The 20,511-nt window shown below is 69.9% G+C and carries 18 protein-coding genes and 3 pseudogenes; 13 read left to right on the top strand and 8 right to left on the bottom strand.

Annotation, left to right across the window (positions count from 1 at the left end):
* The first annotated feature begins 82 nt into the window (after nucleotides 1-82).
* The 4 genes and pseudogenes from ppdK to ACH47Z_RS03835 all read left to right on the top strand — a co-directional run bounded on the left by ppdK (nucleotide 83) and on the right by ACH47Z_RS03835 (nucleotide 5,561).
* On the top strand, nucleotides 83-2,803 hold the full coding sequence (ppdK, locus tag ACH47Z_RS03850; RefSeq protein ID WP_399070127.1) for a pyruvate, phosphate dikinase: 2,721 nt from the start codon (nucleotides 83-85) through the stop codon (nucleotides 2,801-2,803).
* A gap of 163 nt (nucleotides 2,804-2,966) precedes the next feature.
* Nucleotides 2,967-3,383 (top strand): TIGR03668 family PPOX class F420-dependent oxidoreductase, encoded by a 417-nt coding sequence (locus tag ACH47Z_RS03845; protein ID WP_399070126.1) that lies wholly within the window; start codon nucleotides 2,967-2,969, stop codon nucleotides 3,381-3,383.
* A 137-nt stretch (nucleotides 3,384-3,520) separates the two neighbouring features.
* A pseudogene (locus ACH47Z_RS03840) lies at nucleotides 3,521-3,922 on the top strand (HAD family hydrolase); the annotation flags it as partial.
* An 82-nt stretch (nucleotides 3,923-4,004) separates the two neighbouring features.
* Nucleotides 4,005-5,561, top strand: coding sequence for an oxidoreductase (locus ACH47Z_RS03835; RefSeq protein ID WP_399070124.1), 1,557 nt, complete (start codon nucleotides 4,005-4,007; stop codon nucleotides 5,559-5,561).
* Here ACH47Z_RS03835 and ACH47Z_RS03830 read toward each other — a convergent pair.
* Nucleotides 5,558-6,379, bottom strand: coding sequence for an IS5 family transposase (locus ACH47Z_RS03830; RefSeq protein ID WP_228622904.1), 822 nt, complete (start codon nucleotides 6,377-6,379; stop codon nucleotides 5,558-5,560). The genes ACH47Z_RS03835 and ACH47Z_RS03830 overlap by 4 nt on opposite strands.
* Before the next feature lie 65 nt (nucleotides 6,380-6,444).
* Between ACH47Z_RS03830 and ACH47Z_RS03825 the strand changes: the two are divergent.
* A pseudogene (locus ACH47Z_RS03825) lies at nucleotides 6,445-6,690 on the top strand (HAD family hydrolase); the annotation flags it as partial.
* 161 nt (nucleotides 6,691-6,851) lie between these two features.
* Entirely contained in the window at nucleotides 6,852-7,157 is a 306-nt protein-coding gene (locus ACH47Z_RS03820; protein WP_399070122.1) for a helix-turn-helix domain-containing protein, read from the top strand.
* Nucleotides 7,158-7,273: 116 nt separating this feature from the next.
* Here the strand turns inward: ACH47Z_RS03820 and ACH47Z_RS03815 are convergent.
* Nucleotides 7,274-7,453 (bottom strand): annotated as a pseudogene (locus ACH47Z_RS03815) (NUDIX domain-containing protein); the annotation flags it as partial.
* Nucleotides 7,440-8,288, bottom strand: coding sequence for a helix-turn-helix domain-containing protein (locus ACH47Z_RS03810; RefSeq protein ID WP_399070120.1), 849 nt, complete (start codon nucleotides 8,286-8,288; stop codon nucleotides 7,440-7,442). The gene ACH47Z_RS03810 and the pseudogene ACH47Z_RS03815, both read right to left, overlap by 14 nt.
* Before the next feature lie 110 nt (nucleotides 8,289-8,398).
* Here ACH47Z_RS03810 and ACH47Z_RS03805 point away from each other — a divergent pair, with 110 nt between their 5' ends.
* From ACH47Z_RS03805 to ACH47Z_RS03775, 7 genes are all read left to right on the top strand, one after another.
* A complete protein-coding gene (locus ACH47Z_RS03805) occupies nucleotides 8,399-8,983 on the top strand; it encodes a hypothetical protein (protein WP_399070118.1) in 585 nt (194 codons plus the stop codon).
* 155 nt (nucleotides 8,984-9,138) lie between these two features.
* On the top strand, nucleotides 9,139-9,432 hold the full coding sequence (locus ACH47Z_RS03800; RefSeq protein WP_399070116.1) for a hypothetical protein: 294 nt from the start codon (nucleotides 9,139-9,141) through the stop codon (nucleotides 9,430-9,432).
* A gap of 7 nt (nucleotides 9,433-9,439) precedes the next feature.
* A complete protein-coding gene (gene tgmB / locus ACH47Z_RS03795) occupies nucleotides 9,440-10,414 on the top strand; it encodes an ATP-grasp ribosomal peptide maturase (RefSeq protein ID WP_399070114.1) in 975 nt (324 codons plus the stop codon).
* Nucleotides 10,411-11,592: a methyltransferase domain-containing protein gene (locus tag ACH47Z_RS03790; protein ID WP_399070112.1), complete on the top strand. Its 1,182-nt coding sequence runs from the start codon at nucleotides 10,411-10,413 to the stop codon at nucleotides 11,590-11,592. Before tgmB ends, ACH47Z_RS03790 begins: the two co-directional genes overlap by 4 nt.
* 222 nt (nucleotides 11,593-11,814) lie before the next feature.
* The gene (locus ACH47Z_RS03785) at nucleotides 11,815-13,068 is read left to right on the top strand and encodes an ABC transporter substrate-binding protein (RefSeq protein ID WP_399070110.1); all 1,254 of its coding nucleotides are present in this window, start codon (nucleotides 11,815-11,817) and stop codon (nucleotides 13,066-13,068) included.
* Nucleotides 13,065-13,967, top strand: a complete 903-nt coding sequence (locus ACH47Z_RS03780) for a carbohydrate ABC transporter permease (protein WP_399070108.1) — start codon at nucleotides 13,065-13,067, stop codon at nucleotides 13,965-13,967. Before ACH47Z_RS03785 ends, ACH47Z_RS03780 begins: the two co-directional genes overlap by 4 nt.
* Nucleotides 13,960-14,793, top strand: a complete 834-nt coding sequence (locus tag ACH47Z_RS03775; protein WP_399070107.1) for a carbohydrate ABC transporter permease — start codon at nucleotides 13,960-13,962, stop codon at nucleotides 14,791-14,793. The genes ACH47Z_RS03780 and ACH47Z_RS03775 overlap by 8 nt, the downstream gene beginning before the upstream one ends.
* A gap of 13 nt (nucleotides 14,794-14,806) precedes the next feature.
* Here the strand turns inward: ACH47Z_RS03775 and ACH47Z_RS03770 are convergent, their stop codons facing one another.
* The 5 genes from ACH47Z_RS03770 to ACH47Z_RS03750 all read right to left on the bottom strand — a co-directional run bounded on the left by ACH47Z_RS03770 (nucleotide 14,807) and on the right by ACH47Z_RS03750 (nucleotide 20,476).
* The gene (locus ACH47Z_RS03770) at nucleotides 14,807-15,574 is read right to left on the bottom strand and encodes an SDR family NAD(P)-dependent oxidoreductase (RefSeq protein WP_399070105.1); all 768 of its coding nucleotides are present in this window, start codon (nucleotides 15,572-15,574) and stop codon (nucleotides 14,807-14,809) included.
* 69 nt (nucleotides 15,575-15,643) lie between these two features.
* Nucleotides 15,644-16,228: a TetR/AcrR family transcriptional regulator gene (locus ACH47Z_RS03765; protein WP_399070103.1), complete on the bottom strand. Its 585-nt coding sequence runs from the start codon at nucleotides 16,226-16,228 to the stop codon at nucleotides 15,644-15,646.
* Nucleotides 16,229-16,301: 73 nt separating this feature from the next.
* Complete coding sequence (gene nirD, locus ACH47Z_RS03760) at nucleotides 16,302-16,652, bottom strand: nitrite reductase small subunit NirD (RefSeq protein WP_399070101.1); 351 nt, start codon at nucleotides 16,650-16,652, stop codon at nucleotides 16,302-16,304.
* Nucleotides 16,649-19,261, bottom strand: coding sequence for a nitrite reductase large subunit NirB (gene nirB / locus ACH47Z_RS03755; protein WP_399070099.1), 2,613 nt, complete (start codon nucleotides 19,259-19,261; stop codon nucleotides 16,649-16,651). The genes nirD and nirB overlap by 4 nt, the downstream gene beginning before the upstream one ends.
* Nucleotides 19,262-20,476, bottom strand: coding sequence for an NAD(P)/FAD-dependent oxidoreductase (locus ACH47Z_RS03750; RefSeq protein ID WP_399070097.1), 1,215 nt, complete (start codon nucleotides 20,474-20,476; stop codon nucleotides 19,262-19,264).
* Between the last annotated feature and the right edge of the window lie 35 nt (nucleotides 20,477-20,511).

The following is a 20,511-nucleotide window of genomic DNA, read 5'->3' as shown; positions in this document are numbered from 1 at the left end:
AGTGGACATACCCATGCGCCTTCGATCTGGGTATGTTCCTGGCCGTCAGGGCAGCCACCGTGGCCTCAAGGAGTCGAGACCCGTGTCGGAAAACAAAGAACCCCGCGCAGAGAAGTTCGTTTACGACTTCACCGAGGGAAACAAGGACCTCAAGGACCTCCTCGGCGGCAAGGGTGCCAACCTCGCCGAGATGACCAACCTCGGTCTGCCGGTCCCTCCCGGCTTCACCATCACCACGGAGGCCTGCAAGGTCTACCTGGAGAGCGGCGAGGAGCCCACGGCACTGCGTGACGAGGTGAGTGCGCACCTCGACGCCCTCGAGAACCGCATGGGCAAGAAGCTCGGCCAGCCCGACAACCCGCTGCTGGTCTCCGTCCGCTCCGGCGCGAAGTTCTCCATGCCCGGCATGATGGACACGGTCCTGAACATCGGCCTCTCCGACAAGTCCGTGCAGGGCCTGGCCAAGCAGGCCGGCGACGACCGCTTCGCCTGGGACTCCTACCGCCGCCTCATCCAGATGTTCGGCAAGACCGTCCTCGGCGTCGACGGCGAACTCTTCGAGGAGGCCCTCGACAAGGCCAAGGAGGCCAAGAAGGTCACGGTCGACACCGACCTCGAGGCCGCCGACCTGAAGAAGCTGGTCACCACCTTCAAGAAGATCGTCAAGAAGGAGGCCGGCCGGGACTTCCCGCAGGACCCGCGCGAGCAGATGGACCTCGCCATCAAGGCGGTCTTCGACTCGTGGAACGGCGACCGCGCGAAGCTGTACCGCCGCCAGGAGCGCATCCCCGGCGACCTCGGCACCGCCGTGAACATCTGCTCCATGGTCTTCGGCAACCTGGGCCCGGACTCCGGCACGGGCGTCGCCTTCACCCGCGACCCCGCCTCGGGCCACCAGGGCGTCTACGGCGACTACCTGCAGAACGCCCAGGGCGAGGACGTGGTCGCGGGCATCCGCAACACCGTCCCGCTGGCGGAGCTGGAGTCGATCGACAAGAAGTCGTACGACCAGCTCATGCAGATCATGGAGACCCTGGAGAACCACTACAAGGACCTCTGCGACATCGAGTTCACGATCGAGCGCGGTCAGCTGTGGATGCTCCAGACCCGGGTCGGCAAGCGCACGGCGGGCGCGGCCTTCCGTATCGCCACTCAGCTGGTCGACCAGGGCCTGATCGACGAGACGGAGGCCCTCCAGCGCGTCACCGGCGCCCAGCTGGCCCAGCTGATGTTCCCGCGCTTCGACGAGCACGCCAAGGTCGACCAGGTCGCGCGGGGCATCGCGGCCTCCCCGGGCGCGGCGGTCGGCAAGGCGGTCTTCGACTCCTACACGGCCGTCAAGTGGTCCCGCTCGGGCGAGAAGGTCATCCTGGTCCGCCGTGAGACGAACCCCGACGACCTGGACGGCATGATCGCGGCCGAGGGCATCCTGACGTCGCGCGGCGGCAAGACGTCCCACGCGGCCGTGGTGGCCCGGGGCATGGGCAAGACGTGCGTGTGCGGCGCGGAGGAGTTGGAGGTCGACACCAAGCGCCGCCGTATGACGGTCCCGGGCGGACACGTTGTGGAAGAAGGCGACCTGATCTCCATCGACGGTTCGTCGGGCAAGGTCTACCTGGGCGAGGTACCGGTCGTCCCGTCCCCGGTGGTGGAGTACTTCGAGGGCCGGATGCACGCGGGCGCCCACGACGCCGACGAACTGGTCGAGGCCGTGCACCGCATCATGGCCTTCGCCGACCGCAAGCGTCGGCTGCGGGTGCGGGCCAACGCGGACAACGCCGAGGACGCGCTGCGGGCCCGCCGCTTCGGCGCCCAGGGCATCGGCCTGTGCCGTACGGAGCACATGTTCCTCGGCGACCGCCGCGAGCTGGTCGAGCGCCTCATCCTGGCCGACACGGAGGACGAGCGCGAGGAGAGCCTGAAGGCCCTTCTCCCCCTCCAGAAGCAGGACTTCGTTGACCTGTTCTCGGCGATGGACGGCCTGCCGGTCACGGTCCGTCTCCTCGACCCCCCGCTGCACGAGTTCCTGCCGGACATCACGGAGCTGTCGGTCCGGGTGGCCCTGGCCGAGTCCCGCCAGGAGCCCCACGAGAACGAACTGCGCCTGCTCCAGGCGGTCCACCGCCTGCACGAGCAGAACCCGATGCTGGGCCTGCGCGGCGTACGCCTCGGCCTGGTGATCCCCGGCCTGTTCACCATGCAGGTGCGCGCGATCGCGGAAGCGGCGGCCGAACGCAAGAACGCCAAGGGCGACCCGCGGGCCGAGATCATGATCCCGCTCGTCGGCACGGTCCAGGAGCTGGAGATCGTCCGCGAGGAGGCCGACAAGGTCATCGCGGAGGTCGAGGCGGCGACCGGCACGGAGCTGAAGCTGGCGATCGGCACGATGATCGAGCTGCCGCGAGCCGCGCTCACGGCGGGCCAGATCGCGGAGGCGGCGGAGTTCTTCAGCTTCGGCACGAACGACCTCACGCAGACGGTCTGGGGCTTCTCCCGGGACGACGTGGAGGCTTCGTTCTTCACGGCATACCTGGAGCGGGGCATCTTCGGCGTCTCCCCCTTCGAGACGATCGACAAGGACGGCGTGGGCTCCCTGGTGAAGCTGGCGGTGGAAGCGGGCCGCCGCACCCGCCCCGACCTCAAGCTCGGCGTCTGCGGCGAACACGGCGGCGACCCGGAGTCGGTCCACTTCTTCCACGAGGCCGGCCTGGACTACGTCTCCTGCTCCCCGTTCCGCATCCCGGTCGCCCGTCTGGAAGCGGGCCGCGCTGCCACGCAGTCGGCGGGCAGCGACCACCGATAGGCCCTTGCGGGCCGGTTGAACCCCGGAGCCGCCGCTGGTCCCCGACCCTCACCGATCGGCGGCGGCTCCGGCGCACGAAAGAGGAGAGGCGACACCCTGTGCGGGGGTGTCGCCTCTCCGGCGTTCCGGCAACCATTCTTCGGGCTTCACTACCGTGGTGTGCATGAAGCTCTCACCGCCCGTCGCCCGGGACCGATTCGTCTCGTCACCCGTCGCCCGGCTGGCGACCGTTGACGGCGCCGGGGTGCCTCATGCGGTTCCCGTGACCTTCGTCGTCCAGGACGACGTCCTGTACTTCGCGGTCGATCACAAGCCCAAGAGCACCTGGGACCTACGGCGCCTGCGCAATATCAGGGAGAACCCCGCAGTGACCGTGCTGGCCGACCACTACGACGACGACTGGTCGCAGCTGTGGTGGGCGCGCGCCGACGGCCGCGGGGAAGTCCTGGAGGAAGGCGAAGAGCGCTTGCGCGCGGTGAGGTTGCTGTGCGACAAGTACGCCCAGTACAAGCAGTCCCCGCCGCAGGGCCCCGCGGTCGCCGTCCGGGTCGGGCGGTGGAGCGGCTGGGCCTTTACATAGCCCTGCCGGGACAGCCGAACCCGAGGGTGACGTTCATGTCGGGCCGGGACCTTCCCCTTGCGCGCGGGCGAGGGCGTCGGGAATTGGGCTCATAGCCGGATTTTCTCCGCATCTTCTCGTGCCCGTAGGCTCGCAGGGTGATTGAGACCATCGTGTTCGACGTCGGCGAGACGATCACCCGGGACGACCGTTACTGGGCGTCCTGGGCCGATTGGCTGAACGTCCCCCGCCATACTCTCTCTGCTCTCGTCGGTGCCGTCGTCGCCCAGGGGCGGGACAACGCCGACGCGCTCCGCCTCGTGAGACCTGGCGTGGATGTCGTGGCCGAGTACAAGGCCCGGGAGGCCGCCGGCCGTGGTGAGCACCTGGATGAGGCCGATCTGTATGAGGATGTCCGGCCGGCGTTGTCGGCGCTTCGGGCTCAAGGCGTGCGCGTGATCATTGCAGGGAACCAGACCGCTCGTGTGGGAGAACTGCTGCGTGGCCTGGCCCTCCCGGCAGACCTGATCGTCACGTCTGGGGAGTGGGGGGTCGCTAAGAACTCCTAACAGAATGGACCGCCCTCCAAGCCGCGCGGGGTGAGTCAAGGCGAGCACGAAGGTAGATCACTACTCTGCAGGAGTGCTTTCATACGACGAGTTGACTTCCTCGGAGCGTGAGTTGTGGGACGCGTTCCCCGAGGGACGCCGCGTGGACTTGCGCACGGGTGCGCCCGAGGACGATCGTGTCGCCGCGGGTGGGCAATGGGGCCCCGGGCGGGCGGTTCGGGCTGCCGTGATCGTGGCGCTCCTCCTGGGCGCGAACACCACGCAACCGGGCGCCGTCGCATGCCTGAGGCTCACCGGGGCTCGGATATCGGGCCACCTCAACCTGGCCGGCGCACAGATCGGTCACTCCCTATGGATCGAGGACTGCTGGTTCGATGAGCCGGTGAACCTTCTCGGGGCGTCGACGCAGACGCTCGTGATCACGGGCAGCCGGGTGCCCGGCATCGAAGCCGGGTCGGCCCGCATCGAGGGAAACCTCGACCTGCGGCGCTCGCTCGTGGAGAGCGGCGCTCCCGGACCTTTCCACCACGACATTACCGCTTTGTCGCTCACCAACGCCCGCGTGACCGGCGGCGTGGTCCTCAACAAGGCTGAGATCAACGCGCCCGGAGGGTGGGCCGTGGCCGCCGGTGGCCTGGTTATGGAAGGAGGCGTCTTCTGCAAGGGCGGGTTTGTCGCGCGAGGTGAAGTGCGCCTGCTGGGGGCACAGTTGCCGGGTGGGCTGTTCATGCAGGGCGCGCGCTTGGAACAGCCCGGCCCGCGCGGAGTGGCCCTCGCCCTGGACAACGCCGTGGCCTCGTCGATCAACCTCTCCGGCGGGTTCACCGCGAACGGGACCGTACGGCTGCGGGGTGTACGGATCTCGGACAATCTGACCTTCGAAGGGGCCGTCCTGAACGGGCCGCCCGACGGCAGCGGCCCCTCTTTGGTCGCCCTGTTGATGCAGGCCGTCGACTTCGACTTCATCCTCGCCCGGCCACCGTCCGGCATCGTGGACCTGCGGGGTGCGCAGGTGTCCTACCTCCACGACAGCGAGCACAGCTGGCCGGACGTGGTGGAGCTGGACGGCTTTGTCTACGGCTCCATCAAGGTGGACGAGGCCGGCGAGCGGCGGGAGGCAGTGGGGCGGCGGGATTCCGTGGCCCACCGTGTGGCGTGGATACGACGCAGCCCGGGCTACAACCCCCAGCCCTATGAGCAGTTGGCGAGCTGGTATCGGAAGGCCGGCCACGACGACGACGCCCGCCGTGTACTCCTGGCCAAGCAGCGCCATCGGCGTCAAACTCTTCACCCGGCCGCGCGCGTGTGGGGGCACCTGCTCGACGCGACTGTCGGCTATGGCTACCGCCCCTGGCTGGCCGGCGTCTGGCTCCTCGCGCTGACCTTGCTGGGCACGCTGTCCTTCGGTACTCACTCCCCCGACCCGGTCCAACGAGGCCAAGGCGCCCCGTTCCAGCCCCTCGTCTACACACTCGACCTCTTGATCCCCATCGGCGGTCTGGGCCAGCGCACGGCCTGGTTCTGGCCGAACGACAGCCTCCAATGGCTGGCCTACCTGCTGATCGCCTTCGGCTGGGTGCTGACGACCGCCGTCATCGCGGGTGTCACGCGCGCCCTGCAGAAAAACTAGCGAGCGACACCTGCGTTCAGGCGTCGCCAGCAGATCAGCGCGCAGCCGAGGGTGAGGAAGGCTTCGTGGATGTCGTCGCGTATCTCCCAGCGGATCCGCAGGCGGCGGAACCAGTGCAGGTGGGCGAACGCGCGCTCCACGACCCAGCGGTGGGTGCCGAGTCCGGAGCCGTGCTCGGCGCCCCGGCGGGCGATCAGCGGCTTCACGCCGAGATCCCAGACCAAACGGCGGTACTTGTCGTGGTCGTAGCCGCGGTCGCCCAGCACCACGTCCGGGCGACGGCGGGGCCGGCCGCGCTTGCCCCGCACCGGCGGCACCGCTTCAAGCAGTGGGATCAGCTGGGTGACGTCGTTGCGGTTGCCGCCGGTCAAGGTAACGGCGAGCGGGATGCCGGTGGCGTCGGTGATGAGGTGGTGTTTGCTGCCTGTTCTGCCCCGGTCGACGGGGCTTCGTCCGGTCTTGGAGCCCCCCTTTAGCGCCCGGATGTGTGAGCCGTCGACGGCCGCCCAGGAGAAGTCAAGGGCGTTCGCGCTGCGGAGCTTGGCGAGGAAGACCTCGTGCAGCCGGGGCCATACGTCAGCTTCGGTCCACTCGGCCAGGCGCCGCCAGCAGGTCATGCCGGAACCGAAACCGAGTTCCTGTGGCAGGTGTTCCCAGGCGATCCCGGTGTGCAGGACGAACAGGATGCCCTGGAACACCAGCCGGTCCGGATGCCGCCTGCGCCCGGGGTGCCGGGGCCGACGCTCGACCCTGGGCAGCACCGGCTCGATCACCGCCCACAGCTTGTCGTCGACTTCCCATGGCTTCGGCCGCGCCACCCCGCACCCCCAGATCACCAAGCCCGGAGCAATCCAACTACCGCGAAGATCATTTCGTTAGGAGTTCTAAGCCGCAGCCGGAATTCTTCCAGCGCGTGATCGAAGTGGCGGAGTCTGCGCCGGACGCGACTCTGTACGTTGGCGACCATCCCGCGAACGACGTGTTTCCGGCCAAGGCGGCGGGCCTGCGTACCGCGCACCTCCGCCGCGGCCCGTGGGGGCACCTGTGGGCGCAGGACGCCGACGTCGTCGCAGCTGCCGACTGGCGAATCGACAGCCTCACCCAGCTCGCAGCCATCCTCGGCGGCTGAGCAGCAACCAGCCCTGTCAGCAGAGCAGTTGGTGGGGCGCTTGTGTGCGCACGGAGTCTCGGCGTGGGTACTGTTTGGAGCGGTTGCATCGAGCTGGAGCCAAAATGCCCGCACGCCCCCGCGGCGGGGTAGGCGCCCGAATCGCCTACTACCGCAGTGTCATGCGCCCGAAGTTGACACAGCAACAGCTCGCCGAAGCTTCCTGCGTAGCCCTTGGCACCATCCGGAAGATCGAACGCGGCGAGCGCGGAGTAAGCGACAGCACGCTCGAAGCCATCGCGGACGCCCTCGGCATTGATCCAGCACGGCTCCGCTCGGATCGGGAGTCCGTGCAAACGCGGGTCCACGACGCACTGCCCGCACTGTCCGCCGCGTACGACGTTCCCGACGACGGACCGGTCCGTCCCCTCCACGAGCTGCGCGCGGTGGTGGCTGCGGCTGTCAGCTGGCGGCTCGCAGCCCAGTAAACGCGAATCGCACGTGAGCTGCCAGACCTGCTCGCCGAACTCGCCCGCGGCTACCACCAGGCCCCGGCTGCGGAACAGGCTGAACTGGCCGGACTCCTCGTCCGGGCCTACCGCACGCAGTCCGGCAGGGACTCGCCGAGTTGCATCGCGCCGCCGGGCAGGGCCCACATGCCGTTGTCGGCGCGCCGCTGGAGCAAGATGCGCCCCGCGGCGTTGACGACGACGGCGGAGGCCGCCGGAACCAGACTGTTCGCAGACGGGGCGTCCGGGTCGTCTTCGTAGTCACGCCGCGCCATCGGGGGTCCCCTCCCATACCGGGGTCCCCCGGCTCCACAGCTCCTCGGCGTGGTCGCGGAAGCGGTCGAACATGCCGCCCTCGCCCTGGCGCCGCATGTGCAGAAGCGGCGAGTCGTGGCCGACCAGCCGGGCGAGGTGGGGCGTGACCAGGGCATCGTCGTCGAAGCGGAAGACGGACAGGGAGACATGGTTCACGGCATCCTCAGGAGCGCTGTAGCGCGTCTTGAGGCCTTCGAGCGGGCCGAGGCGCTCCAGATGCTCAATGGTGATCCTGATCCGGGTGGAAACGCTCAGTGCCGTGTCCTCGATGGCCTCACGCTGTCTGGTCACCTCACCCTCAGGATCCCCGAGGAGGAACCGCACTCTGACGCCTGACTCGACCTTGCGACGCAGGAGGTCGGCGAACGCGGGGACTGACGTGAAGAAGAAGTAGTTCGTGTACCCGCTCAGGAAGATCTCTCTCGTGGCAGCCCCCGTCAGCTCTGCCCACAGCACGGACGGCGCCGCCGACCGGTACGGGTAGCTGTGGATGATCTCGCGGTCGCTTCCGGTTTTGATGCGGTCCTTGACCACCTGAGGCCAGATCATTTCCTCGTCCACTCCCAGCGCGCGGGCGGCATCTTCGCGGTTTCTGGCATGCGGCGTTAACGCCTCGTTCGACACCCATCGTTCCACTTGCTTTGGCGATACCCCCACCCGGTACGCCAGTTGCCGCGGGGAGAGCCCTGCCCCATCCATCGCGGAACGAAGTCTGACGTTCAAGTCAACCCCCTCGGCGCAGACTTTTGAGCCTTCTTGAGACCCTATCGCCACAGAGCCCAACTGTCCTCGCATACAGGGATATACGTCCCGGGCGGCAGGCCACGATCGGGAGACAGGAAGACCCCCGCGACCGCGCGAACGGCCCGGGGGCATGGCCAACGCTGCTGAGGAGCGTCAACATCATGGAACCTACCGCCGTACCCGGGACCGCCGCACTCCGGCCCGTCGAATCGGAGTCAGGCGTACTGGTGCACTCCAGCGCCGACCGGCGGCTGGCCACCGAGCACTGGCTGATGGCGACCTGTCCCCCGGCGAGTCACGAGCGGATCCGCATGGAGTGGCAGGAGAACAGCGTGGCGCTGCTGCCGCTGGGAACCCTGTTCTCCGCCGTGCGGATCCCGGGCCGCCTGATCTCCTCGATGGCCCTGGCGGAAGACCTCGAAGGGGTTGACGCCTTCCTGGAGGACGCTCTGAGGGGCGGTCCGGTCATCTGTGCCCCGCACGGGCGCCGCTACTACGCCTTGGTGCCGGGGAGCGTGGCCCGCACCTGGAGTGAGGCCGCCGAGGAGTGGCGGCGGGCGGGCGTCGAGGTCCTCGGCAACGGCTCCTACCTCGGTGTGCCGCGGGTGGACGCCACGCAGTGCGACCCGCAGACGGTCTCGTACTGGTCGGTGCCGATGGAGTCGGCAGCCGTACTGTGCACGCCGCTCGCGGTGGCCCGGCTGATCGCGGCCGGGCTGCATGCGATGGCCGACGACTCCGAGTAGCCCCCTGCGCCTGCCCCGGCAGAAGGGGCCCCATGGCGACCGCAGGGTCAGGGTCGCGCCGACAGAACACCCGTCGCGCCGGTGTCCCGGAAGACGCCGGCGGGACGGGTCACGTCAGCTTCGCCATCCGCAACCGAGCCAAGGAGAGACAAGCCATGACCGTCGTAGACGTGCGGGAAGCGTTCCCGCTCGCGCCCGAAGGCGGGCGCATCCCCCGCAGCACGGAGCCGCCCACCGGCCCCGACAGTCGTCCGTGGATCTTGCGCTTCGCCCGGGTCCCCGACGCGTCCCAGGCGACCGTGTTGCCGCTTGCCGTCTACGACGAGGAGTCGCAGGTGTCCGTCGGTCTGTACGACGGCCCGCTGCCCTACATGGCAACGCACACCCCGACGGTCCCGGACGGCAACGTGAAGAACCCGCCGCCGCTCGACGAGGGCACGAAGGACTGATGCCACGATGACCGCCGTTCTCGTGATCGCGGCCCGTGACGACTGGCCGACCGACCGGATCGTCACGGCGCTCACCGACGGCGGCGCGGAGGTGTTCCGCATGGACACCGCGGAGTTCCCGATGGACCTGACCCTCGCCGGGCGCATCGACGCCCGGCGGGGCTGGTCCGGCAGCCTCACCACTCCGTTCCGAGCCGTCGACCTCGCCGACATCACCGCCGTGTACTACCGCGCCCCGAACGCCTTCGCGCTGCCGCCCACCATGTCGGAGCCGGAGCGGCGGTTCGCCGCCGCGCAGGCCCGCTCCGGCCTCGGCGGCATCATCACCGCGCTCGACTGCCGGTGGGTCAGCCACCCTGCCGCGATGTCCCGCGCCGAGTACAAGCCCCTCCAACTGGCCACCGCGCGCGCCTGCGGTCTCGCGATCCCGCCCACCCTCGTCACCAACAGCGCCGACGCCGTAGGCGAGTTCGTCGACGACATCGCGGAGCTCGGCGGCCAGGTCATCTGCAAGCCGGTCGCCAGCCCGGTCCTGATCGAGGACGACCAGCTGAAGACCGTCTACACCCGCCTGCTGACCGAAGCCGACCTCGACGACCTGCGAGGCATCGACACCACCGCCCACCTGTTCCAGGCCTGGATGCCCAAGCTTCACGAGGTGCGGCTGACCGTCGTGGGGCACCGGCTGCTGGCGGCAGAGATCCACGCGGAAAGCGACGCGGCGGTCATCGACTGGCGCAGCGACTACGCGAACCTCGTGTACGAGGTCACGGACGTCCCTGATGCCGTCGCTGCCGGGGTGCGAAGCTACATGGACCGGCTCAGCCTGCGCTTCGCCGCCATGGACTTCATCGTCGGCCTCTCCGGCGCCTGGACGTTCCTGGAAGCGAACCCCTGCGGGCAATGGGACTGGATCGAGCACGCCACCGGCCTGCCCATCGCCCAGGCCATCGCCGACGAACTCCAAGGAGTCACCTCATGAGCCTTCCCGACTGGTGCGTGGCCCACCCGCACATGGCCGCACTCGCCGGGGAACTCAAGCGAGCCGGCGCGATCCGCACCCGAGCGTGGGCCGACGCATTCGCCACCGTTCCGCGCCATGTGTTCGTGCCGCACTGGTTCGAGCAGGAGACCGACGAGCGTGGCATCACTGTGTGGCGTCAGCGGAGCGTCGACGGCGAGGGAGCCCTCACGGCCGTCTACCGGGACGTGACGCTCGTGACCGGCCTGGACCCGGCGACGGCCGAACAGGTCGACGCGGATGCCTGGACCGGCATTCCCACGTCATCCAGCACGCTGCCCAGCCTGATGGCCGGGATGCTCGAAGACCTGGGCGTCCAGGACGGGCACCGGGTCCTGGAGATCGGCACCGGCACCGGCTACAACTCCGCTCTGCTGTGCGCACGCCTGGGGGGCGAACGCGTGCACTCCGTGGACGTCGACCAGGCCCTCGTCGACGCCGCCCGGGACCGTCTTCGCGGTGTCGGATTCGACCCGCAGCTGCTGCCCGGAGACGGAACGCAGGGCTACCCGGACGCAGGGTTCTTCGACCGGATCATCTCCACCTGCTCCGTGCCCTCCGTCCCCACCGCGTGGATCGACCAGCTGCGGTCCGGCGGCGTTCTGCTGACGGACGTGGCGCTCGGGATCGAGGGCGGACTGGTGCGGCTCTCCGTCGACGCCGAGGGCCGGGCCCGCGGCTTCTTCACCACCACGGCGGGCCGCTTCATGGCCGCCCGGAGCGACGCCCGTACCTACCCCTCGGCGGAGCGACCGGAGCGGCCGTCGGCCACCGGTGCACGGCCGACCGCGCTCACGGCGCCGGAGATCCGGAGTAACTACCCGCTGCGGCTCGTGCTCGCGTTCCAGCTGCCCGCCACGGAACTCGTGTACTACGTCGACGACATGACGGGGGAGATGGCGCTCCAGCTCCAGCGTGGCGACGGCTCGTGGGCCCGCGTCCCGCTCACCGGCGACAACCAGGGCATGGTGACCTTCGGCGGCGACGAGGGGCTGTGGAAGCAGGCCGAGGAAGCCTGGGCGTGGTGGAGCGGTGTCGGCCGCCCGACGCATGACAGGTTCGGCTATGCGCGGGAGACCGACGGCAGCGCCTACGTCTGGCACCTGCACGACGGGACACGGTGGAACCTGCCCGGCTGAGCCCCTGACCGGCCCCGCTCATCCGCTTCCCCCGTGGCGGATGGGCGGGGCCTTCCCGCGCCCGGGGTCAGCGGAATCAGCGATCTTGGCCAGCTCGGTCAGAAACAGCGCCCCGTGACACACGCCCCCAGTGACACACGGCCGCAACGCCCCCTTCGTAATCATCCCGCAGGGTTGATCGTTGGGCCGTGCATCGATGACCGACGTCAGGGGGCACAGACGATGACCATGAGCCGTAGGGCACTGCTAGCCGCGGGTGCCGGGGCCGGGGTGGCGGGGTTGATCGCCGCTTGTGGGTCCAACACCGGGCGCGGGGGCGGGGGTTCGGGGACGGAGTTGTCGCAGTGGTACCACCAGTACGGCGAGGCGGGTACCCAGCAGGCGGTCCAGCGGTATGCCGCCGCGTACAAGAAGGCGCACGTCACGGTGCAGTGGCGGCCCGGGAACTACGATCAGCAGACGGCCGCCGCCCTGCTCACCGATTCCGGGCCGGACGTGTTCGAGGGCAGCCCGACCCTCGACCAGATTCAGGGTGGCCAGGTCGTCGACCTCACCGACCTGCTGGACGGCGTCAAGGACGACTTCAATCCCGCCGTGCTCACGCCCAAGACGTACGACGGGCGGATCTGGGGCATCCCGCAGACCATTGACATGCAGGTGCTCTACTACCGGAAGAGTCTTCTCAAGGACGCCGGGGTCACCCCGCCCACCACGCTCGACGCCCTCGTGGACGCCGCCCGCAAGCTCAGCGACAGCAAGGTCAAGGGGCTGTTCCTCGGGAACGACGGAGGGGCCGGGGTGCTCGGCGGAACTCCCCTCTACGCCACCGGACTTCAGCTCGTCACCGAGGACGGCAAGGTCGGCTTCGACGACCCCGCGGCCGCCCGCACCCTGGGCAAACTGCATCAGCTGTACGCCGACAAGTCCCTCCTCCTCGGCGCCCCCGCCGACTGGTCCGACCCGTCCGCCTTCATCCAGGGGCTGACCGCGATGCAGTGGTCGGGGCTGTGGGCCCTGCCCCAGGTGCAGAAGGAGTTGGGGGACGACTTCGGCGTCCTGCCGTTTCCGGGAGACGGCAGTGCCGGCCGTCCGTCTGTGCCCGTCGGGGCGTACGGCGCCGCCGCCAGCGCGCGGGGCAGGCACAAGGAGGCCGCCAAGGAGTACGTGAAGTGGCTGTGGGTCGAACGGACCGACTATCAGGAGGACTTCGCCCTCTCCTACGGGTTCCACATCCCCGCCCGGATCTCCCTCGCCAAGAGGGCCACCAAGCTGAAGTCCGGTCCTGCCGCCGACGCCGTGCGCTTCACCACCGACCACGGCTACGCCCAGCCCCTGCTGTGGACGCCGACCGCGCAGACCGCCTACCAGGACGCGCTCAGCCGGATCATCAGGAGCGGGGCGAGTCCGGAGAGTGAACTGCGGGACGTCGTACGGAAGGTGTCGAGCGAACTCCAGCGTGTGAAGAAGAAGTCGTGAGGCGGCGCGGAGCGCTCTGGTTCTGGGTGTTCGTCGGGCCGTTCGCCGCCGGGCTCGCGCTCTTCACCTACGTCCCGCTGCTGTGGAGCGTGGGCCTGAGTTTCTTCGACGCGCACAACACCGTCACGCCCACGCGCTTCGTCGGCCTGGACAACTACACGGCGATGCTGCGGGACGACGCGTTCGTCGGCAGCCTGAGGACGTTCCTCGTCTTCACCGCCTTCATCGTGCCCGTCACCTACCTCCTCTCCCTCTCGCTCGCCCTCATGGTCAACCGTGTCCGCCGGGCGCGCGCCTTCTTCCGGTCCGTGTTCTTCCTTCCGGCCGCGTGCAGTTACGTCGTCGCCGCCCTGGTCTGGAAGATGTCGATCTTCAACGGGGTGCGGTTCGGGCTGGCGAACACCGTGCTGGGCTGGTTCGACGGCGATCCCGTCGCCTGGCTGTCGAGCGCCGATCCGCCCTGGTACTGGCTGGTCATCGTCACCGTACGGCTGTGGCTGCAAGCCGGTTTCTACATGATCCTCTTCCTGGCCGGGTTGCAGCGGATCGATCCGGTGCTCTACGAGGCGGCCGCCGTGGACGGGGCCCGGCCCGGCTGGACCGTGCTGCGGCACGTCACGCTGCCGCAGCTGCGCGCCACCTCGGTCGCCGTCGTCCTGCTGCTCGTTATCAACGCCTTCCAGGCCTTCGACGAGTTCTACAACCTGCTGTCGGACGCACGGGGTTACCCGCCGTACGCCCGGCCGCCGCTCGTCTATCTCTACTACACCGCGCTCGGTCAGGGGCAGAACCTCGGGCTCGGCAGCGCGGGCGCGGTGATCCTCGCGCTGGTCATCGCGGTCGTCACGGTGGGGCAGGCGCGGTGGCTGCGGCTGGGAAGGACGGACGCCGATGGATGACGCGCTGGTGCGGGTCGGGCGGGCCTTGCGACTGGTGCTGCTGATCGCGCTCGCGCTTCTCTTCCTCATCCCCTTCTATCTGCTCGTGCGCAACGGGCTGTCGAGTGAGCAGGACATCACCTCACCCCAATGGACCTTCTTCCCCGGTGAGTTGAAGTGGGGGAACGTCCGGGAGCTGTTCGACGATCCCTCCGTCCCCTTCGCCCGCTCCCTGCTCAACTCCGCGCTGATCGCCGTCGCCACGACCGTCGGCACCCTGCTCCTGGCCTCCCTCGCGGGCTACGGCCTGGCCCGCATCCCGTACCGCCACGCGAACAAGGTCTTCTACGGCATCCTCGGCACCCTCCTCGTCCCGGCCGCGGTGACCTTCGTACCGAGCTTCGTCCTGGTGTCGTCGCTCGGCTGGATCTCCACGCTGCGCGGACTGATCGTCCCGACTCTGTTCCCGGCGTTCGCCTGCTTCGTCTTCCGGCAGTATTTTCTCGGTTTTCCAAGGGAGTTGGAGGACGCGGCCCAGGTCGACGGGCTCGGCTACTGGCGCACGTACTGGCTGGTCGTCGTACCCAACGCGCGGCCGGTGTTCGCCGCCGTGGGGACCATCGTGTTCCTGGGGGCGTGGAACTCCTTCCTGTGGCCGCTGGTGATCGGGCAGGACCAGAACTCCTGGACCGTGCAGGTCGCGTTGTCGTCGTTCACGACGTCCCAGGTCGTCCGGCTGCATGAGCTGTTCGTCGCCGCCGTCGTGTCCGTCCTGCCGCTGCTGCTGGTCTTCCTGTGCTTCCAGCGGTGGATCGTGGCGGGGGTGGAGCGGTCGGGGATCGAGTGACGAGTCAGCCGGGTCAGAGTGTGGCCCCGCTGTCCACCACCAGGTCCGTGCCGACCGCCGACGCCGCGTCGTCCGAGGCCAGGTAGAGGACCGCGGCGGTGATTTCCCGCGTGGTGGCGATGCGGCCGAGGGGGAGGGTGGTGCGGGCGCGTTCGGCACGGGCCGCCTCCGTTTCGTCCGGGCGCAGGGACATGGACGTCTCGGTGGCGCCGGGGCTGACCACGTTGATGCGGATGCCGTCCCGGATGTGGTCCAGGGCGGCGCCCCGGCTGAGCGCGGTCACGGCGGCCTTGCTCGCAGCGTAGGCGGCGGCTCCGGGGGACGCGGCGTGCTGGCCGAAGGTGGAGGAGATGTTCACGATCGCGCCGCCCGCCGGCTGGGTGCGCATCTGCCGGATCTGGGCCTGGAGGGCCAGGTGGACACCGGTGACGTTGGTCGCGAGCTGGATGTGCCAGTCCTCCTCCGGGAGGTCCGCGAGGGGCTGCCCGCCGCGGAAGACGCCCGCGTTGTTGACGGCCACGTCGAGCGAGCCGAAGTTCTCGACGGCTGTGCGCACCAGCGTCTGAGCGTCGGCGGCGCGGGAGACGTCGGCGCTCACCGCGAGGGCCTTGCCGCCCTGCTCCTCGATCAGCCGAATCGTTTCGTCCAGCGGGTCCCGCCGCCGTCCGGCCACGACGACCTGCGCACCCTCCGCCGCGAGGGCGAGCGCGATGGCGCGTCCGATGCCGGAGCCGGCGCCGGTGACGAGCGCGGTCCTGCCGGTGAAACGTGTGGTGGTCATGATCTCCCCTTTTCTTGACCGATCGGTTCAGTTTGAAGGCGGGCGAGAGACCCTCGGTGGAGGGTCTCGTCAGTCGAGCAGGGCCAGGGCCTGTTCCGTCGCGTCCCGCACCCGGGCCGGGTCCGCGGAGGCCTTGCCGACCACGCGCAGGCCCTGCATCAGCACCAGCAGCATGCGGGCGAGGGCGAGCGGGTCGCGGTCGGCGGGCAGCTCGTCCTGGGCCTGGGCCCGGGTGAGCGCCGAGTGCAGCGCGGTCTCGACGTGGTCCCAGTTGCGCTCGACCTGCCGCGTGGCCGCCGGATCGTGCGGGGCCAGTTCGGACGCCGTGTTGGTGATCAGGCAGCCGCTTTGGCGCAGTTCGTCATGGGACGCCTCGGCCGCGTACCGCCGCAGGAGCGCGCGTACGGCGGGCAGGGCGGGGCCCGGCTGGGACAGCTCGCGCACGATCCGGGTCAGGCCCGAGCGTTCGTAGCGGTCCAATGCCTTCAGGTACAGCTCGTGCTTGCTGCCGAACGTCGCGTACAGGCTTGCCCGGCCGATGCCGAGGCGGTCGACCAGGTCGGCCATCGACGTCGCCTCGTAGCCGCGCCGCCAGAACAGCTCCAGGGCTGCCTGCAGCGCGGCGTCGGGGTCGAACTCCTTGGTCCTGGCCACGTAGCGCAGCCTAGGCTTTCTGGAACGATCGGTCAATCAAGGGGTGTGTGGCCGTTCCGGTCGGCGGCCCGTGTCAGGCGGCGCGGACCTCGTACGCCGTCACCCGTACCGTCTCGTCGTCCAGGCACTCCCCGCTCGCCAGGTCGAAGCGCTGCTTCAGCAGGGGGGAGGCCACGAACGGGCGGCCCTCGTGGGTGCCGGTCAGGCCGCGGGAGAGGACGGCCGCGCCGGTGAAGGGGTCGCGGTTGTCGATGGCGTAGAGGCGGTCGGCGCGGTCACGGAACAGGGCCACCTGGCGGCCGTCCGGCAGCAGGGCGGCAGCCCCGCGCCCGGGCGACAGCGCGTTCAGGTCGCAGGCCGTGAACCAGCCGTCCGCGAGCTGGAGCTGGACCTTCAGGGTCGTGGCCTCGACGGTCAGGGTCATCGCTGGGTGCTTCCTTCCAGGACGTCGGCGGCGGGCCGCATGCCGATGGCGAGCAGCGGCAGGTCGGGCTTGATCTGGTCGCGCTCGGGGACGAAGGCGACGACCGGGTCGGGGGTGTCCGGGGCGTTCACGAAGGACACGAACCGGGAGAGCTTCTCGGGGTCGTTGATGGTCTCGGCCCACTCGTCGCGGTAGTGGGCGACGTGGGCCCGCATCAGCGCCTCCAGTTCGTCGCAGATGCCGAGCTTGTCGTGCACCACCACGTCCCGTACGTGGTCCAGGCCGCCCGGGATCCGCTCCAGCCAGACCGAGGTGCGCTCCAGGCGGTCGGCCGTGCGGATGTAGAACATCAGGAACCGGTCGATCAGGCGGACCAGTTCGGCGTCGGACAGATCCTGGGCCAGGAGGTCCGCGTGGCGCGGGGTCGCGCCGCCGTTGCCGCCGACGTACAGGTTCCAGCCGCTCGCCGTGGCGATCACGCCGAAGTCCTTCGACTGGGCCTCGGCGCACTCACGCGCGCACCCGGAGACCGCCGACTTGAGCTTGTGCGGGGAGCGCAGGCCCCGGTAGCGCAGCTCCAGGTCGATCGCCATGCGGACCGAGTCCTGCACGCCGTAGCGGCACCAGGTGGAGCCCACGCAGGACTTCACCGTCCTGAGGGCCTTGCCGTAGGCGTGGCCGGACTCGAAGCCCGCGTCCACCAAACGGGCCCAGATCAGGGGGAGTTGCTCGGCACGCGCGCCGAACATGTCGATCCGCTGGCCGCCGGTGATCTTCGTGTAGAGGCCGAAGTCCCGGGCGATCTCACCGATCACGATCAGCTTCTCGGGCGCGATCTCGCCGCCGGGGATGCGTGGTACGACCGAGTACGAGCCGTTCTTCTGGAGGTTGGCGAGGTGGTGGTCGTTGGTGTCCTGCAGGGCGGCCTGCTCGCCGTCCAGGACGTAGCCGCTCGCGCCGATCGTCGGGGCGAGGGAGGCGATGATGGACGCCACCGCCGGCTTGCAGGTCTCGCAGCCCTCGCCGTCCCGGGCGCCGTCGCGGCCGTGGCGGTCGAGCAGTTCGCGGTACGACGTGATCCGCAGGGTCAGGACGATCTCGTACAGCTCCTCGCGGGTCTGGGCGAAGCAGCCGCACAGGCCCTTGTCGACCTCGATGCCGGACGCCTCCAGCTCGGCGTCGACCAGCTGGCCGAGGACCTTGACGCAACTGCCGCACGTCGTACCGGCCTTGGTGCACTTCTTGACCTCGGGAACGGTGGTGCACCGGTGTGCGGTGACCGCGCCGCGGATCGTGCCCTTGGTGACGTTGTTGCAGGAGCAGATGATTGCCTCGTCCGGCAGCGCGGTCGGGCCGAGCTGGGCCCCCGAGTCCGCTCCGGCGGGCAGGACGAGGGACTCGGGGGAGATCGGCGGCACCGAACCGGTCAGCGCGCGCAGGGTGCCGTAGGCCTCCGCGTCGCCGACCAGGATGCCGCCGAGCAGCGTGCCGTCCCGGCCGATGACCAGCTTCTTGTACAGGCCGGCGCGGGAGTCGGAGTAGACGACGTCCAGGCAGTCCTCGGTGGCGCCGTGCGCGTCGCCGAAGGACGCCACGTCCACGCCGAGCAGCTTCAGCTTGGTCGACAGGTCGGCGCCGGTGAAGGCCGACTCGTCCTGCGCGATCGTGGCCGCGGCCGTCTGTGCCTGCTCGTAGCCCGGCGCGACCAGGCCGTACACCCGGCCGTCCGCCGCCAGTGCGCACTCGCCGATGGCGAAGACGTGCGGGTCGGTGACCGTACGGCACTGCTCGTCCACGGTGATGCCGCCGCGCTCGCCGACGGCGAGCCCGCAGTCCCGGGCCAGCTGGTCGCGGGGCCGTACGCCGGCGCTGAACACCACTATGTCGACGGCGAGTTCGGAGCCGTCGGACAGCTTCATGCCGCTGACCGAGCCGTCCTCGGAGGTCAGGATCTCCTGCGTGCCCACGCCCGTGTGCACGGTCAGGCCCATGCCCTCGATGGTGCGCAGCAGCGCCGCGCCACCGCCCTCGTCGACCTGCACCGGCATCAGGCGCGGCGCGAACTCCACGATGTGGGAGGTCAGTCCGAGGCCCTTGAGCGCGCCGGCCGCCTCCAGTCCGAGCAGACCGCCGCCGACGACGGCACCCACCGTGGCCTTCGACTTCGCGTACTCCTCGATCGCGAGCAGGTCCTCGATCGTGCGGTAGACGAAGCAGCCGTCGGCGTCCTTGTTCGGGACGGGCGGCACGAAGGGGTAGGAACCGGTGGCCAGGACGAGCGTGTCGTAGGCGAAGACCTTGCCGGAGCGGGCCGTCACCTGCTTCGCCTCGCGGTCGATCGTCTGCGCCGGGTCGCCTACGTACAGCTCGATGCCGTGGTCGTCGATGAACTCCATGTCCGTCACGGAGAGGTCCTCGGGGGTCCTGCCCGAGAAGTACGAGGTGAGGGCGACGCGGTCGTAGGCCGGGCGCGGCTCCTCGCACAGCACGACCACGCGGTGCGTGGCGGTCAGGCCGCGCTCGGCGAGCGCCTCGAGGAAGCGCTGGCCGACCATGCCGTGGCCGACGAGCACGATCGTGGGGGCGGCCCCCAGGGTGTTGTCGGTCATTCAGGAGCCTCCGTCATGGGTGAGCAGGTGGAGCAGGGGGCCGTCGCCGGGGAGCGGCTCTGCTCCCTCCCAGGCGCGGGCGAGCGCGCCGACGGTGCCGAGTTCGCCGACGAGGACCCCGCCGACGAGGCGGTCGTCGCGGACGACGACCTTGCGGTAGGTGCCGCGGGTGGCGTCGGCGAGTCGTACGACGTCGTCGCCGGGGCGGGCCTCGGTCTCGCCGAACGCGGCGAGGTCGAACGGGGAGCCCGGCCCGGTCAGGGTCAGCCGGGTAAGAGAACGGGTGCCGGTGTAGCGGGCGTTGGTGTCACCCGCGAGCAACTCGGCGAGCAGGTCGGCCTGTTCGAGCGCGGGTGCGGCCAGGCCGTAGAACGTGCCGTCGTGCCGGGCGCAGTCGCCGAGGGCGTGGATGTGCGGGTCGGAGGTGCGCAGTTCGTCGTCGACGAGGACACCGTCGTGGACGGCGAGCCCGGCCTCCGCGGCCAGGCCGGTGCGCGGGCGCACTCCGCAGGCGAGGACCACGAGGTCGGCGTCGAGGACGTACCCGTCGGCCAGCTCCACCGAGCGGACCGCGCCGACCACGCAGCGCATGTCCCGCACCCGGCACTCGGTGTGCACCTCGACGCCCAGGTCACCGAGGTGCCGCCGCACCAGACGGGAGGCGTCCGGGTCGAGCCGGCGCTCCATGAGCCGCTCGGCCTGCTGGGCGAGGACCACCTTCGCACCCCGTGCGGCGAGCGCCCGGGCGGCGGAGACGCCGAGCAGCCCGCCGCCGATCACCACCGCGCGCGCCTCGGGCCGTACCGCCCGGGACAGCGCCAGGCAGTCGTCCAGGGTGCGGAACGCGTGCACGCCCTGCGGGAGTTGGTGGTCGGCGGTGAACAGGGCGCGCAGCGGTGGCAGTACCGGGTTGGCGCCGGTGGCCAGCACGAGCGTGTCGTAGGCGATCGGCGGGCCGTCGGCGCGGCTCACGGTCCGGGCGGCCCGGTCGATCCCGGTGATCCGGGCGCGCAGCAGCCGCTCGGGCTCCGGGAGGCTGATCACCTCAGGGGCGTACCGGCCGGCCAGGACCTCGGCGAGCAGGACCCGGTTGTACGGCGGGTGCTCCTCGTCGCCGACGAGCAGCGCGGGCACGCCCAGCTCGCCGAGCCGCCGCGCGAGCCGTACGCCCGCGAGGCCGGCGCCGATCACCACCACACGCGTATTCGAGGTCATGTCCCCGAGCCTGCGACGTGGACGTTACCCGGCCG

It is taken from the genome of Streptomyces sp. NPDC020192 (genome assembly GCF_044388685.1).
Classification (GTDB): Bacteria; Actinomycetota; Actinomycetes; order Streptomycetales; family Streptomycetaceae; genus Streptomyces.
The sequence above is the reverse complement of the archived record's forward strand: the minus strand, read 5'-3'. Positions and strand labels throughout refer to the sequence as shown.

Excerpts from the sequence above, each read along its gene's own strand:
- ACH47Z_RS03845 (WP_399070126.1), top strand. The coding sequence starts at position 2,967 with ATGAAGCTCTCACCGCCCGTCGCCCGGGACCGATTCGTCTCGTCACCC.
- ACH47Z_RS03820 (WP_399070122.1), top strand. The coding sequence starts at position 6,852 with ATGCGCCCGAAGTTGACACAGCAACAGCTCGCCGAAGCTTCCTGCGTA.
- ACH47Z_RS03810 (WP_399070120.1), bottom strand. The coding sequence starts at position 8,288 with ATGCGAGGACAGTTGGGCTCTGTGGCGATAGGGTCTCAAGAAGGCTCA.
- ACH47Z_RS03805 (WP_399070118.1), top strand. The coding sequence starts at position 8,399 with ATGGAACCTACCGCCGTACCCGGGACCGCCGCACTCCGGCCCGTCGAA.
- ACH47Z_RS03800 (WP_399070116.1), top strand. The coding sequence starts at position 9,139 with ATGACCGTCGTAGACGTGCGGGAAGCGTTCCCGCTCGCGCCCGAAGGC.
- tgmB (WP_399070114.1), top strand. The coding sequence starts at position 9,440 with ATGACCGCCGTTCTCGTGATCGCGGCCCGTGACGACTGGCCGACCGAC.
- ACH47Z_RS03790 (WP_399070112.1), top strand. The coding sequence starts at position 10,411 with ATGAGCCTTCCCGACTGGTGCGTGGCCCACCCGCACATGGCCGCACTC.
- ACH47Z_RS03785 (WP_399070110.1), top strand. The coding sequence starts at position 11,815 with ATGACCATGAGCCGTAGGGCACTGCTAGCCGCGGGTGCCGGGGCCGGG.
- ACH47Z_RS03775 (WP_399070107.1), top strand. The coding sequence starts at position 13,960 with ATGGATGACGCGCTGGTGCGGGTCGGGCGGGCCTTGCGACTGGTGCTG.
- ACH47Z_RS03770 (WP_399070105.1), bottom strand. The coding sequence starts at position 15,574 with ATGACCACCACACGTTTCACCGGCAGGACCGCGCTCGTCACCGGCGCC.
- nirD (WP_399070101.1), bottom strand. The coding sequence starts at position 16,652 with ATGACCCTGACCGTCGAGGCCACGACCCTGAAGGTCCAGCTCCAGCTC.
- nirB (WP_399070099.1), bottom strand. The coding sequence starts at position 19,261 with ATGACCGACAACACCCTGGGGGCCGCCCCCACGATCGTGCTCGTCGGC.
- ACH47Z_RS03750 (WP_399070097.1), bottom strand. The coding sequence starts at position 20,476 with ATGACCTCGAATACGCGTGTGGTGGTGATCGGCGCCGGCCTCGCGGGC.